The 15126-nt window shown below is 69.7% G+C and carries 10 protein-coding genes; 4 read left to right on the forward strand and 6 right to left on the reverse strand.

The window, feature by feature from the left end; genetic code table 11:
- Positions 1-89 precede the first annotated feature (89 nt).
- The 4 genes from IU450_RS02440 to IU450_RS02455 form a co-directional block, all read right to left on the reverse strand.
- Positions 90-1922, reverse strand: coding sequence for a phosphoenolpyruvate carboxykinase (GTP) (locus IU450_RS02440; protein ID WP_195148124.1), 1833 nt, complete (start codon positions 1920-1922; stop codon positions 90-92).
- A gap of 219 nt (positions 1923-2141) precedes the next feature.
- Positions 2142-3686 carry a hypothetical protein gene (locus IU450_RS02445; protein WP_228833912.1) on the reverse strand — a complete coding sequence of 515 codons (1545 nt, stop codon included), beginning with the start codon at positions 3684-3686 and terminating at the stop codon, positions 2142-2144.
- A gap of 67 nt (positions 3687-3753) precedes the next feature.
- Positions 3754-4887: a hypothetical protein gene (locus tag IU450_RS02450; RefSeq protein ID WP_195148125.1), complete on the reverse strand. Its 1134-nt coding sequence runs from the start codon at positions 4885-4887 to the stop codon at positions 3754-3756.
- A gap of 66 nt (positions 4888-4953) precedes the next feature.
- Complete coding sequence (locus IU450_RS02455) at positions 4954-5736, reverse strand: SDR family oxidoreductase (RefSeq protein ID WP_195148126.1); 783 nt, start codon at positions 5734-5736, stop codon at positions 4954-4956.
- A 151-nt stretch (positions 5737-5887) separates the two neighbouring features.
- On the opposite strand from IU450_RS02455, the gene IU450_RS02460 reads away from it, so the two are divergent.
- Genes IU450_RS02460 through IU450_RS02475 form a run of 4 tightly spaced genes read left to right on the forward strand, consistent with a single transcriptional unit; the run spans position 5888 to position 11842 of the window.
- Positions 5888-7234, forward strand: a complete 1347-nt coding sequence (locus IU450_RS02460; protein WP_195148127.1) for a lipase family protein — start codon at positions 5888-5890, stop codon at positions 7232-7234.
- A gap of 59 nt (positions 7235-7293) precedes the next feature.
- Positions 7294-8106 (forward strand): tRNA (guanosine(46)-N7)-methyltransferase TrmB, encoded by an 813-nt coding sequence (gene trmB, locus IU450_RS02465; RefSeq protein ID WP_195148128.1) that lies wholly within the window; start codon positions 7294-7296, stop codon positions 8104-8106.
- Entirely contained in the window at positions 8103-8831 is a 729-nt protein-coding gene (locus IU450_RS02470; protein ID WP_174189172.1) for an NYN domain-containing protein, read from the forward strand. The genes trmB and IU450_RS02470 overlap by 4 nt, the downstream gene beginning before the upstream one ends.
- Positions 8831-11842, forward strand: coding sequence for an MMPL family transporter (locus IU450_RS02475; protein WP_195148129.1), 3012 nt, complete (start codon positions 8831-8833; stop codon positions 11840-11842). The genes IU450_RS02470 and IU450_RS02475 overlap by 1 nt, the downstream gene beginning before the upstream one ends.
- A gap of 80 nt (positions 11843-11922) precedes the next feature.
- On the opposite strand, the gene IU450_RS02480 is transcribed toward IU450_RS02475, so the two are convergent.
- Together IU450_RS02480 and IU450_RS02485 are read right to left on the reverse strand one after the other, a co-directional pair.
- Positions 11923-14265: a DUF2339 domain-containing protein gene (locus tag IU450_RS02480; RefSeq protein WP_228833913.1), complete on the reverse strand. Its 2343-nt coding sequence runs from the start codon at positions 14263-14265 to the stop codon at positions 11923-11925.
- A gap of 142 nt (positions 14266-14407) precedes the next feature.
- Positions 14408-14860 (reverse strand): hypothetical protein, encoded by a 453-nt coding sequence (locus tag IU450_RS02485; RefSeq protein WP_195148130.1) that lies wholly within the window; start codon positions 14858-14860, stop codon positions 14408-14410.
- Positions 14861-15126 lie beyond the last annotated feature (266 nt).

A 15126-nucleotide genomic window follows, 5' to 3' on the forward strand; every position in this document is an offset into this window, starting at 1 on the left:
GGAGCTGAGCGGAAACATTTGTCGCGCAGAACAAATCGCCCCGCACCATCTGTCAGATGGTGCGGGGCGATGCTACTTTGGGTGGAGTGTCAGCCCAGACGCTGCTTGAGCGCCTCGAACTCGTCGCGCACGCCGGACGGCAGCTTGTCGCCGACGAACTCGAACCACTCTTCGATCAGCGGGATCTCCTTGCGCCACTCCTCGGCGTTCACGGCGAGCGCCTCGTCGACGTCCGTGGGATCGACGTCCAGCCCGTCCAGGTCGAGCTGGGTGGCGGTCGGCACGTTACCGATCGCGGTCGCCTCGGCCTCGGCGGAACCCTCGATGCGGCCGACGATCCACTCCAGCACGCGGGAGTTCTCGCCGAAGCCGGGCCACAGGAAGCGGCCGTCCTCGCCGCGGCGGAACCAGTTGACGTAGAAGATCTTCGGCAGCTTGGTCGCGTCGGCGTTCTTGCCGAGGTTGATCCAGTGACCCAGGTAGTCGCCGACGTGGTAGCCCAGGAACGGCAGCATGGCCATCGGGTCACGGCGGACGGTGCCCACCTTGCCCTCGGCGGCCGCGGTCTGCTCGGAGGACAGCGTCGCGCCCATGAACACGCCGTGCTGCCAGTCGAAGGACTCGGTGACCAGCGGGACGGTGGTCTTGCGGCGACCGCCGAACAGGATCGCCGAGATCGGCACACCCTGCGGGTCGTCCCACTCGGGCGCCAGGATCGGGCACTGCGCCATCGGCGTGCAGTAGCGCGAGTTCGGGTGGGCGGCCAGCGTCTCGGTCTCCCGCAGGTACCAGTCGTTGCCCTTCCAGTCGATCAGGTGGTCGGGTTCGCCCTCCAGGCCCTCCCACCACACGTCGCCGTTGTCGGTCAGCGCGACGTTGGTGTAGACGGTGTTGCCCGCTTCCACGGTGGCCATGGCGTTGGGGTTCGAGCTGCGGTTGGTGCCAGGCGCGACGCCGAAGAAGCCGTATTCCGGGTTCACGGCGTAGAGGCGGCCGTCCTTGCCGAAGCGCATCCAGGCGATGTCGTCGCCCAGGGTCTCGGCGCGCCAGCCCGGCACGGTCGGCTGGATCATCGCGAGGTTGGTCTTGCCGCAGGCGCTCGGGAACGCGGCGGCGATGTAGTACGCCTTGTTCTCCGGGGAGATCAGCTTGAGGATCAGCATGTGCTCGGCCAGCCAGCCCTCGTCGTGGGCCATCGCCGAGGCGATCCGCAGCGAGTAGCACTTCTTGCCGAGCAGCGCGTTGCCGCCGTAGCCGGAGCCGTAGCTCCAGATCTCCCGGTCCTCGGGGAAGTGGGTGATGTACTTGGTGTCGTTGCACGGCCACGGCACGTCGGCCTGGCCATCGGCCAGCGGCGCGCCCACGGAGTGCAGCGCCTTCACGAACGGGCGGTCGGCGCCCAGCTTCTCCAGGGCGGCCGAACCCATGCGGGTCATCACGCGCATCGACACCACGACGTATTCGGAGTCGGTGATCTCGACGCCGAGCTTCGGGTCTTCGGCGCCCAGCGGGCCCATGCAGAACGGCACCACGTACATGGTGCGGCCCTTCATCGAGCCGCGGTACAGCTCGGTCATGGTGGCGCGCATCTCGGTGGGGTCGACCCAGTTGTTGGTCGGGCCCGCGTCGGCCTCGGACTTCGAACAGATGAACGTGCGGGATTCCACCCGGGCCACGTCGGAGGGATCGGAGAGGGCGAGGAAGGAGTTCGGCTTCTTCTTCTCGTCCAGGCGCTTGAACGTCCCCGCCGCCACGAGCTGCTCGGTGAGCCGCTCCCATTCCTCGTCGGAGCCGTCCGCCCACACCACACGATCCGGCTGGGTGAGTTCGGCGACTTCTTGTACCCAGGCGAGTAGTTCGCTGTGCTCGGTCGGCGCCTTGCCGTCGGATCCACGAAGACCAGGAATGGTCGCTGACGTCATGAAAACTCTCCTGAGATGGGCGACTACTCGCTGCTTCGCCGCCTGGCCCTAGGCCCATGACCAGCGCGAATGCACCGAGCGCCACCGTTGGCGGGAAGGCGCCCGCTCCGACCGGTCGAATGCGCACCCTCAGGAGGGCGGCAGATCAGGACTTAGCGGACGCCCAAGTTCCTGAATAGAGGTTAACGCGATGTGACGGCCGGTACGGTATCGGGTTCCTCACTGTGTACCCAATTGGTCGTTCGTTCCAACAGGTGAGAGCCAGCGATCGAGAACCCGGATATCGCGCTCGCATGCGGCGAGTTGACCGGGCTGCGCGGCCGTGGTCCGGCGCAATTCGGCCTCCAGCTGGGCCACCCGGCGATCGGTCTCGACCATTCGCGCGGCGCTTGCCTGGACCACGTGTTCGGCCAGAACGGTCTCGGCTTCCACGATGGCAGTCGCCACTCGCTGCTCGAGCTGGGCTTTTACGTTGACCAACGCGTCGGCCACCCATTGCCGGATGTGCGCCCGCTCGGCCAGCTGGCCGCGGGCGCGGACCACCCACGCCGCCGCACCACCGCCGAGCAGCAGGGTGACGGGCACGGTCGCGACGTCGAGAGCGGGGACGAGCGAGAACGGAGCAACCAGCAGGCGACCGAGGCCGACACCCGCCGACGCGCCGAGCGCGATCATAAGGTGATCTTCGACACCCCGATGACGGGGCTCGGGATCCGGTCCCACCCGAGGGGCCGGGTCGCGCCGTCGCGGCGGTGTACCCCGATCCGCGCCCGCGATCCGGGCGCTCAGTTCGGCGAGGCGCTGATCGATGCTGTGGTCGAAAGCGCCGGTCAGTTCTGTGACGGTGCGCTGGAGCCGTGCGGGGTAGCCGGTGATTTCGGCGGTGCGCAGCCGGTCCAGCTCGGCGCGTGCGGTGGCGTGCAATGCGCGGACTCGCGCGCCGATGTCGGTCATCAAGTCCACCCGGGCCAGGTGCAACTGCCCGCGCAGGGTGGACATCGCGGTGGCGCGTCCGCCGTCGCGGCCGGCCAGGAGAACGGCGCGTTGCTCGCGCAGCCGCGCCGGTTCGGCGCCGGAGCGCAGCGCGGCCACCTGCTCGACCACCCGCTGACGGGTGTCGGCCAAGACCCGCGCGGCGACCGCGGCCGGCTGGTCGCCTCCTGCGGCGGCCGCCGCGGTGAGCCGCGCGTGCAGATCCCCTAGACCGGAGCGATCGAGCAATCCGGCGTCGCCCGCGGTGCGTGCGGCCGCCGCCAGCCGCGCCGAGACCGGGACGATGTCCAGGTCGGCGGCACCCTGCTCGGCGAGCAGCTCCAGGTCACGCGTCCGCACCGCACGCCAGTCCCGGTAGGCGTGGATGCCGTTCATCGCCAGCAGCAAGTGGGTGCCGTCGGCGCGCAACCGGTGGATCACCCCCAGCAGGTCCGCGCCGAGGGTGGTGCCCGCGTCGAGCAGGATCAGCGCCACCGCGGGCGCGGCGGGCGCGGCGGTCTCCGCCGTGTTCGGGTCGGCGACGGGTTCGGACAGCGTGACGCGCGGTTCGAAACGGGCCAGCTCGGTGCGCAGCAGGGTCGTGTTGACGTCGGCGGGGCCGATCACCGCGACCGCGCCCGCCGCACCGGACCCGTGTACCGCGCGCAACAGCGCCATACCCTGCGGGTTCCAGCGCTCCACCACGGCCGCGAGCTCGGGCGACGCGGCGACCGCCGTCGCCAGGGCCGGGCGATCGGATCCGCCCTCGATGGCCGGGCCTCGGTGGGACATCTCAGGTCCGGCTGCCGAGACCGGATCCGCCGCGGCAGGCGCGGCCGCCGTCGATGATTCCGGTGGCTCAGAGACCGGCACTACTCATCCGTTCCCATAGTCGGACGTACCCGTTGTGCACGCGCAAGGCGGCGCGGCGGGCCGCAGGAGGCATATCGCTGGTGACGACGGCGCGCCAGCGGGATGCTCGGGTCAGCGCGTCGTCGGCGTCGGAGGGCGCGGGAGCGGGATATCCCGCCGCGAGGTGGGCCACCTCCGGCCCGGCGAGCCCCGCGCAGAGCCCGAGCCAGAGAGCGTCGTCACTGAAGAGATAGGACTCCAGGAGGTCGCGGGCGCGACCGCCCTCCTCCGGGACCGCGCGGGCCGCGAGCCGGGCCAGCTCGTCGAGCAGTTCGCCGCCGCGCAGCGCGGACACCTGCTCGTAGCGGCGCTGCAACAGCTGGTGCAGCGCATCGATGCCGCTGGCCGCGTGCAGTATCTGCAGCAGCGCCTGCGGGGTGAGGTGCGGATCATGGCGAAGGGCCGCGCACGCGCAGGCCACGCCGTACAAATCCCAGCGGCGCAGCAACTCCTCGCGCTGCTCGGCGTCCGGTCCCGGCGCGACGAACAGATCCGGGGACAGGACCAGCGCCGGGTCGGCTTCGCCGGCGAGTTTGCGCAGCAGGTCCAGTTCGGCGCCGGTCAGCACGCCAGCCCTGGTGCGCGTCGCCAGCGACGCGACCACCGGCACCACCGGAATCCGCAGTTGGCCGCCGTACTGCTCGGCCGCGGCCACCGCGTCGCCCCAGCGGGAGCCGATCGCGTCGGCCTTGTTCAACACCGCGATCGTGCGCTGCGGCGGCAGCGTGGCAAGCACCCTGCGATCGGCGGGCGAGGGCGCGGCCGACAACACGTAGACGACGATGTCGGCGTCGAGTTCCGGATCGGCCGCCCCCGGCTGGTCCACCGGATCGGTCTCCACCGCCGACATGAGCGCGAGCGCGTGCAGCACCGTGGTCCGTCCCGCGTGCGCACGCCCGGTCACCTGGATACGCGGCGGTTTGCGCCAAGCGCTGACGGCCGCTGCTGCGGCGTACCCGATCTGGGGATCGCGCCCCGTCCCGAAGCGCAGCTCGGCGAGCAGCTTGTCGAGCTGATCGTGACCGGACGTGGGAACACCGCGCTCCCGCAACGGCCCGTCGGACTCAGTGGCTGTCGGCATGCTGCACACCCCCTCTTACGGTGCGCAATTCTGTCAGAAGTCCGGTCGCGGGACAGGCTCGACCGCTCAGCTGCCGCTGAAGTACTTGTTCGCGGTGCGCACCGCCCAGTTCGGCGCGTATTTCGCCACCGTCGCCAGTACCTTCGCCTGCGTGCCCACCTCGTAGTGCACCTTCGGCAGCCGGGCGCGCTTGCGCGTGGCCTCCCAGATCCCGGTGGCGACATCCTCCGCCGACAACCGCACACCCAGCGACTTCGTCGTTCCGGTCGTCACACCGTCCACCATGGCCGTGGCCACGAACAACGGCCAGATCGCCAGCACCCGGATGTCGTAGTGCTCCCACTCCAGGTCCAGCGCCTCGGTGAGGCTCTTGACCGCCGACTTCGTCGCTCCGTAGCTCGCGAGTTCGGCTTGGCCGTAGATCGCCGAAGCCGAGCAGAGGTTGACCACCTGGGCGCCCGGGGTGTCGCGCAGGTAGCGGAACGCGCTGTGCGTTCCGGCGAGCACCCCGACCAGGTTGACCTCGACGATCGCTCGATGGGCGGCGAGGTCGAGCGACTCGAACGGCCCCGCTCGCAGGATGCCCGCGTTGTTGACCAGGATGTCCAGCCGTCCGGTTGCGGCGTGGAACTCGGCCAGCCGCTCCGCCCACTGCGTGTCGTTCGTCACATCCAGCACCCCGGTGTGCACGATGCCGCCCTTGTCGGCGATATCACCGGAGAGCCTGGTCAGGCCGACTTCGTCGATGTCGTAGGCCCCGACGTGGTACCCCTGCGCAGCGAAAAGCAAGGCCGTGGCTCGCCCGATACCGGCCGCCGCGCCGGTGATGAACACTGTCGGTCTGCTCATGCCGGGGAGTCTAGTGCCGCGGACGCCGTGTACTCCGGGGTTCCCAGACGCCCGGTCGGTCACTTACCCTGCTGAAGTGGTCGGCACCACAACCGGTGCGCAGCTTCAACTTTCGCGTGCGGCAACCGACCTCGACGATGAGGAGGTTGCGATGACCGCGAATGTCATCGGCGCTGCCGACCCGGAACCCAGCTGTCCCGCGGACCGCAAACCCTTGCTGCCCAGCCTGGACCCGTTCCATCGACCGCCGAAGGGCTTCGCGGCCAAGGCGCCCGGCACCATCCTGCGCAGCAGGAAGATCGAGGTGGCGCTGTTCGGGATAGTGCCGCAGCAGGTGTCGGCCTGGCAACTGCTGTATCGCAGCAGTGACCTGCACGGAGCCCCGGAAGCCGCGATCACCACGGTCCTGTTGCCGCTCGGTGCGGAGCCGGACGAGGATCGCCCGCTGCTGGCCTTCCAGACCGCGATGGACGCGGTGGCCGAGAAGTGCTCCCCGTCCTACGCCCTGCGCTACGGCGCGCGGGCGCTCGGGTCGGTCACCCAGCTGGAATGGCTGCTGGTCGCGAACGCGCTGCGGCGCGGCTGGGCGGTCAGCATCGCCGACCACGAAGGTCCGCACGGAAACTTCGGCGCTCCGCGGGAGCCCGGCTACCGCGCGCTCGACGGTATCCGCGCAGCGCTGCGCTTCGGCCCGCTCGGGCTCGGCCCCGAAACCCGCGTCGCGGTGTGGGGCTACTCCGGCGGCGGCATGGCCAGCTCGTGGACGGTCGAGATGGCCCCGACCTACGCCCCGGAACTCCATATCGTCGGCGCGGTGCTCGGCGCTCCGGTCGGCGACCCGCGCCAGGTCTTCGACCGGCTCAACGGCACTCCCTTCGCGGGCCTGCCCGCCATCGTGATCGCCGCCCTGCGCAGGCTGTATCCCGCGCTGAGTTCGGTGATCGATGACGAACTCGACTCCGACGGCCGCCGGTTCGTCGTCCGCGCGGAGAACGCGACGCCGCTGGGCGCGATCCTCGGGCTCGCGGGCAAGAAAGTGGACGACTTCCTCAGCCGCCCGCTCTCCGAGGTGCTCGACACCCCCGAACTGCGGGCGATGTTCGATGATCTGCGGCTCGGCAACGCGGCGCCCACCTGTCCGCTGCTGGTGGTGCAACCCATCCACGATCAGGTCATCCACATGGACGGCATCGACGGTCAGGTGGCTCGGTACCGCCGCGGCGGCGCGGCGGTGACCTACGTCCGCGACCGGCTCAGCGAGCACTTCTCCCTGCTGCCGCTGTCCACGCCCATCAGCCTGGACTGGCTGGCCGACCGGATCGCCGGGCAACCGGTGAGCGATACCGGCGACAGCACCGTCTGGTCGGTCGCCGCCTCGCCATCGGGCGTGCGCGGCCTGCTGGAAATGGCGGTGACCGCGGCCAAGGTCGCGCTGGGTCGTCCGCTGCGTCAGCAGCAGCCGACGGCCGCCAGAATCGCGCCCGCGCGCGCCGCCTGACCTCCTGCTCAGCGGTCCGTGCACAACCGCTTGCCGCACGGATCGCCGGATGCTGGACAATGGACGCCGTGAACGACGCCGCGAACCATACTGCCGAGTCAGTTCCGGGCCCGCCGTCCACAGCTTCGGCCCCGGCCGAGGGCGGGCCCAGGCACAAGACCGGCTCCCGCCTGTACCCACGAGTCACCAGCTTCCGGTCGCGCAGGGGCGCGCTGACCGCGACCCAGCAGCAATCCTGGGACCGGATGTGGCCCTCGATCGGCCGCGAGGTCGCCGACGAGCCGCTGGACGCGGCCGCCTGGTTCGGCCGCGACGCGCCGCTGGTCATCGAGATCGGCTGCGGCACAGGCACCGCGACGGCCGCCATGGCGCAGGCCGAACCGCACCTGAACCTGATCGGCATCGAGGTCTACCAACCCGGCCTCGCGCAGTTGGTGCAGCGCATCGAGCGCGAAGGGATCGACAACATCCGCCTGCTGCGCGGAGACGCGGTCGACGTGCTGGAGAACATGATTGCTGAACAGTCGCTCACGGGCGTCCGCGTATTCTTCCCCGACCCGTGGCCGAAGGCGCGCCACCACAAGCGGCGGCTGTTGCAGCCCGCGACCGTGGCGTTGATCGCCAGCCGCCTGAAGCCGGGCGGTGTGCTGCACGTCGCGACCGACCATGCCGGCTACGCCGAGCACATTCACGAGGTCGGCATGGCGGAGCCCCTGCTCAAAGGATTGAACGAGACCACGGGCGGAGTCAGCGAACAGCATCGCGCCACGGCCCCCATCGGTTTCGAACGCCCCGTCACGAAATTCGAAGGCAAGGCACATCGCGCCGGTAGCGCCATCACCGAGCTCATATGGGGGAAGATCGACCAATGAGCGTCAGTGAGATGGCCCACGAAGTGGTCGATGTTGCCGGGGAGGTGCACGGAGGCGGAGCGGAAGGTCTGGGCGGCTCGGCGCCGGACGTGCGCCGCGTCCTTTTGGTGTGGGACGCCCCGAACCTCGACATGGGTCTCGGCGCCATTCTGGGCGGTCGCCCGACCGCGGCCTACCGCCCCCGGTTCGACGCGCTCGGCCGCTGGCTGCTGGCCCGGACCGCGGAACTCTCGGTAGGCGCGGTGCATCGGGTGGAACCCGAGGCCACCGTCTTCACCAACATCGCGCCGGGCACCGCCGACGTCGTCCGGCCCTGGGTGGAGGCGCTGCGCAACGTCGGCTACGCGGTCTTCGCCAAACCCAAGATCGACGAGGACTCCGACGTCGACGCCGACATGCTGGGGCACATCGCCCTACGCAGCCGTGGCGCGGGTCTGGCAGGCATCATGGTCGCCTCGGCCGACGGTCAGGCGTTCCGCGAACCGCTGGAGGAACTGGCCGCCAAAGGAGTGCCGGTCCAGGTACTCGGGTTCCGTGAGCACGCGAGTTGGGCCGTCACATCCGATACTCTCGAATTCATCGACCTCGAGGACATTCCGGGCGTGTTCCGTGAACCACTGCCCCGCGTGAGCCTCGACTCGCTGCCCGACGAGGGTGCCTGGCTGCAGCCGTTCCGGCCGCTGTCGGCACTGCTCACCTCTCGCCCCGCCCAAGGAGTCGCTTAGTGTTCACACGCTGGGGCGATCTGGTATACCGGCTGCGTTTTGTCACCATAGGCATCGTCGTGGCCGGTCTTCTGGCTCTCGGCGGCTACGGCCTCGGGTTGGAGGACCACCTCAGCTCCAGCGGGTGGGATGACCCGACATCCGAATCGGCGCGCGCGGCGCGGATCAAAGACGCGGCCTTCGAACGCGATCACAACTCCGACGTCATCGTGTTGTACACGGCGCCGGAGGGCAAGACCATCGATGATCCGGAGTTCAGCGGCAAGATCGTCGAGAATCTCGCCGCCCTGCCCCGCGAGCACCCGGACGAGATCACCAAGATCAACGGAATCTACTGGCGCAACGACGCGAACATTCCGGTGCAGACCAGCGTTTTCGGGTCGAAGGACAAGAAGTACGCCTTCGCGTCCATCGCCATCAAGGGCGACAACGACACCGAGATGGTGCGCAACTACCGCAAGGTGAAGAACGTCTTCTTCATCCCCGGCGTCGACGTGCAGGTCACCGGGTTGCAGGCCGTCGCGGGCACGCTGAACGACACCATGGCCGACGACCAGAAGCGCATGGAGATCCTCGCCATCCCGGCCGTGGCCGTCCTGCTCTTCCTCATCTTCGGCGGCGTCGTCGCCGCCGCGCTCCCGCTGATCGTCGGCGGCCTCACCGTGGTCGGCGCCTGGGGGATCGTCCGCTTCATCACCGAGTTCACCGAGGTGAATTCGTTCGTCTCACCGGTCGTCTCGATGATCGGCCTCGGCCTGGCCATCGACTACGGCCTGTTCATCGTCAGCCGGTTCCGCGAGGAACTGGCCGAGGGATACGACACCAGGGCGGCCGTCCGCCGATCGGTGATGACGGCAGGCCGCACCGTGGTGTTCTCCGCGACGATGATCGTCGCCAGCCTCGGCGGCATGCTGCTGTTCCCGCAGGGCTTCCTGAAATCGGTCGCCTACGGCGCCATCGCGACGGTGACCCTCGCGGCGCTGACCTCGATCACCGTGTTGCCCGCGATGCTGGCGGTGCTGGGCAAGCGCGTCGACATGCTCGGCCTGAAGTGGTTCCGCAAGACCAAGACCGCCGACGAGGTGGAGAGCGGTTTCTGGGGGCAGTCCACCCGGTGGGTGATGAAGCACCCGCTCAAGATCGCGATCCCGCTGTGCATCGTTCTGCTGCTGCTGATCATCCCGGTCAAGAACCTCAGTTTCGGCGGCATCAACGAGCGGTATCTGCCGCCGGACAACCCCACCCGGCTGGCGCAGAAAGAGTTCGACACGGTCTTTCCGTTGCGCAAATCGGACCCGATCGAGCTGGTTTTCGTGGTCGACGATCCCAGTCTCGCTCCCGCCGTGGGCAAGGTGGTGAAAGAGGCGAGCCAAGCGCCCGGCCTGGCCGGCGAATTCGCTTACCCCCCGAGCACGGCGCCCAACGACAAGACCATCTTCAAGACTTCCACCCCGTTGGCCGATTCGGAGGACTACGACCCGACCATCGACTTCCTCCGCGCGATGGAGGTACCCGACGGCGTCACGATGCTCGTGGGCGGTCAGCCGACGATTCAGAAGGACAGCATCGACGCGCTGCTGAGCCGGATGCCTTTGATGATCGCGCTGGTGCTGTTCGTCACGACGCTGCTGATGTTCCTGACCTTCGGCTCGCTGGTGCTGCCGATCAAGGCCGCGCTGATGAGCGCCCTCGGTCTCGGGTCGACGCTGGGCATCTTGACCTGGATCTTCATCGAGGGCCACGGCGCCGGTCTGTTGAACTTCACTCCGCAGCCGATCATGTCGCCGGTGCTGGTGCTGATCATCGCGATCATCTACGGTCTGTCGACCGACTACGAGGTCTTCCTGATGTCGCGCATGGTCGAGGCGCGTGCCCAGGGCGCGAGCACCACCGAAGCCGTCCGGATCGGTACCGCGCAGACCGGCCGGATCATCACCGCGGCCGCGTTGATCCTGCTCGTCGTCACCGGCGCGTTCGCCTTCTCGGACTTGGTGATGATGCAGTACATCGCCTACGGCATGATCGCCGCGCTGTTCATCGACGCGACGGTGCTGCGCATGCTGCTCGTCCCGGCCACCATGAAGCTCCTCGGCGACGACTGCTGGTGGGCGCCGGCCTGGATGAAGAAGGTGCAGGAGAAGGTCGGGCTCGGCGAACCCATCCTCGATGACGAGCGCGTCGGCGGCGGCGACGTCGTCGACCTGGTCAAGACCACCCCGATCACCGACCCGGTGACCATGCAGATCCCCGCCATCGCCGCCGCCAACAAGGTGCCGCGCAGGCGCAAGCCGCGCACGGTCGCCGAGATCGAGGCCGAGGCGCCGACCAGGCGGCTGGACCGGCTCCCGCCGTCACCCGCACCGCAGGCGACGCCCGCACCGCCGCCGCTCGATCCGACCAGGCAGCGCCCGGAACCGCCGAGGAATTCCACTCCTCCGCAGGGTGAGCCGATTCGTCCGCGGCGAATTTCGCAGCCGCCGAATACGCCCCGTCCGGACCAGGCGGAGCTGTGGCCACAGTCGAATCCCTCGCTCCCGCAAGATCCCCCGGCGCCGCGACCGGCGCCGCCCACGGGTCTCCCTCCGGAGCAGAACGCGCCGCACGTCAGTGTGCCGTCGGTGATCTTTCCCGAGCACAGCCCGGGAGCCGCCGTCTCGCCGGTTACGCCGCCCGCGCCGCGACCGACTCACACTCCGGAAGTCCGCCCACTGTCCGCCATTTCGCAGGACCCGACCGTCGACCTGGCTCAGCAGCCCGCTGCGTCCCGCGAGGCGCGGTACTTGCCGCCCGAAGCGCCGGTCGCTCCCGCGCATCGCGCGCCCGAGCCCGAGCCGCACGTCGAGCCGAACAACGGACCGGACACCACGAATCGCAGCAGTATCGAAAGCTGGATGGCCGAACTGCGCTCCTCCCGTCGCCACATCGGCAGACCCGAGGAAGGCAGGCACCACGGCGGCGACGGCCGCACGGTGAGCGTGAACGAACTCCTGCGCCGCCGCGACCGCGAGTGAACGCTCGCCACTGACCCACGAAAAGCCGCCGCACCAAGTCGGATTCATCGAATCGACCGCGGTGCGGCGGCTTTTCTCACTCAGCTCGTTCCCGCGTCGGCGAAAGCGCGGGCGTAGCGGGTTCCGGCCAGGAGCAGCAGGATGCCGACGACGAGGAAGGCGGCGACGCGAACCAGGCCGTCCAGGGTGGCCAGGTCGAAGAGGAACAGCTTGGCCAGAGCGGCTGCCGTGACCGGTAATCCCGAACCCAGGGCGAGTTTGGCTACGGCGGGTGCGGCGGCGAGCCTGCGCAGTCCGAAAAGGAGGGCGCCGGTCGCGGCGGCCATCCACAGGATGGTCGCGGCGCTGTGGCCGATGACGAACCCGTTCGGCGTACCGGTCGCGACGCCGATGGAGACGGTCGTCGCGGTCACCGCGTAGAGCCCGGCGACGCTCGCGGTGATCCATTGCCACTCGGTGCCTGCGGCCGAACCGGCCAGTCGTCGCGCGCACCACAGCGCGACCGCGACCACCCCGAGCGCGAGCACCGCGCCGAGCACGGTCGCCACACCCAGGTTCGCCTCCGAGCGATGCTGCGAGGCGAGGACTTCCGGGCCTGCGATATTCAGCAGCGCGAAGCCACCGAGCACTGCGAACGCGGCGCCGATGCCCGCCGCCGGGCGGGAGATCCGCTGGCCCGCGACGCCGAGGAAGGTCAACGCGACCAGGAACAGCGCCGTGGGCAGCGTCCGGGTCTCGGTCGCGCCGACGCACGCCTCGAGCAAGGCGATCGAGCCCGCGACGGCGGCCACGAGTGCGGTGTGCCCGGGAATGCGCGCGGCGGCATTCAGTTTCGGCACCGTGCTCACCGCGGCGACCAGGATGAGCACCGCGGCGGCGATCGACGCCACCGCTACCGCGACGGCCCGTTCCTCGAACATCCCCGGGGCGATCAGCACCGGCACGAGCGCTGCCGCCATCGTCAGTGCGGCGGTGAGATCGTCCGGCCGGTGCCGGACGACAACGATCGTCCCGGCGAGTCCGACCAGCGCGACCGCCGCCGCGGCCACGAGCAGCGTGGCGCGCTCCCCGGCATCGGGTGTACCGACGACCGCTGCGGTGATGAACGCGAACGTCGCCAGCACGGCGGGCAAGGTCCGCGCCACATGCAGATACGGCCAATTCCTGGTCAACTGCACCGGCACGCAGGCCGACTGCAACACGATCAAGAACGCGAGCAGCACCAGCCGTGTGGTCAACACCGGGGACAGCGCCGCCGCGGCGAGCACCACCAGCACCGCGAAAGGCTGTGAGCGCCACTGCATCGCCAACGCGACGCCCGTTGCCGCGACACCGAACGCGACGGCGAGCCCGAGCACCGGATGCAGCCAGTGGTAGATGGCGGTCACCGCGACGACATCGAGATAGGCGCCCGCGATGCCGGTGGCCGCCAGTGCGATACCGCCGACCCGCCCGCCGGACCGCCCGAAGACCCGCATGCCCGCACCCACCAGCGCCACCGAGAAAACCGCCCCGGCCACCACTCTCGGCACCGGCCCGAAGAACCCCGCCTGCGCGGCCAGGACCAGCAGCATCGCGACGCCGATCAGCGTCACCCCGACACCGGCCAGTGCCAGGATCCGGCTGATCACCCCGTCGCGCTGCCACCATGGAGTGTGCGGCGCCGATGGCGTCGCGCGCGGGGGGACGGGCGGACGCGGCGGCACCGCTCCCGGCATCGGCCCCTGCGCGTTCGGCGGCCACGGAGCGCCACCCCATGCGCCGCCGGGTGGGGCGAAACGTGGTGCGTAGGCGGGTTGTGGCGGGGGAACGGGCATGCCACCGGTCGGTGAATGACCGGGCCAAGGTGGCATGACCGGTGGTACGGCGCCGGAGGGCGCGGGCTCCGATCCTGCGAACTCGCCGCGCGCGGGCGAATCGGGCGCACCCGTCGACGGCCCCGCGACGGGGCGGCCGGTCGCACCGGATGCCGACTCCCCAGGCACACCCCACGCCCCGCCGCTCTTACCTGGTACCGAACTCCCCGCGACCGGGGCGCCACCGCCCGCGCCGGATGCCGATTCCACAGGCACACCCGACGCCCCGCTGACACTCCCGCCAGGTATCGAACCGCCCGCAACCGCAGCACCACCGGATGGCGATTCCGCAGGCGCACCCGACGCCCGGATACCGCCCCCACCTGGTACCGAGCCGCCCGCAACCGCAGCGTCCGTGGCACCGGATGCCGAACCGCGTGCTTCCCCGGTCCCGAACGCACCGGACGCCACCGATGGGCCGGAATCCCTGCGGACGCCGGCCGAATCCGCGGCCACCTGCTCACGCAGCAGCTCCAGATCCCGCCCGAGCACGCCCAGCTGTGTCCCCAGGGTGGTGAACTCACCGGAGAGCCGCGCGAGCAGCACCGGATCGATGGAGGTAGTCATGACTCAATGCTGGTTTCCGCGCCGCGCACGAGCATGAGTAGTTACCCCTGGTAGACAGCCGAGTTCTACCCGGCTGTCCAGGTCGCCCCGCCCGACCGGCCCGCACCCGTGCAGTCGGATGCGGGCCGGCCGCGCCAGGTGGTCAGTGAGCGCGCAAACCGATGACCTCGTGGACGGCGTCGATCACCGCCGAACGAGGGGGCATGCGCAGGACGCCCGGCGCGGGCTCGCCCGCCCAGTGCCAGCCGAGTGCCGAATCGGAGCTCGGAAGCAGGACGATGCGACCGCCGGGGATCACGGTGACCTCGTGGCTCGCGAGGCAGCGCCGGACCGGGACCTCGACCGGCCGAGCGGGGCTCGGTGGCGTGACGAGAAAGGTCCACGTGCGTTCGCCGGGGTCGGCGATCACGGGTGCGGTGTGGGTGCGGCCCAACTGGGACAGAACCTTCCGCCCCAGTTCCGGCGGCATGACGATCGCCCCGATGATCGAACCGGTGGTGACGGTCGGGCGTCCGGCGAGAAGCTGGACCGGCAGCCCGTAGGTATGCCGCAGCAGATGCGCGATTTCATGCGGAGTGTGACAGCCTTCGAACATCGCCCTACTCCGCATCGCAGAAGCCGAATTCGGTCGAGACGACGGGCTTTCGGCGTAGCAACCCGCGCTGGTCGCGCACCGGTGTTCTGGTGTTCGCGGACAGAGCGCTGACCTGGGTTAGCGATCGAACAGCGCGGTGGCGCGCCGGTCGCGTGGTCTGTGCACCGGGCCGCCACGCGCGATCGGCGCGCCCGGCCTGCACGGTGGTATTCGGCATGATTTTCATCGCCGCCGCCCTTTGCAGTCAAAGTTGCAGAAAGGCAACG

Origin of the sequence: Nocardia abscessus (assembly GCF_015477775.1) — a bacterium.
GTDB classification, from domain to species: domain Bacteria; phylum Actinomycetota; class Actinomycetes; order Mycobacteriales; family Mycobacteriaceae; genus Nocardia; species Nocardia abscessus_A.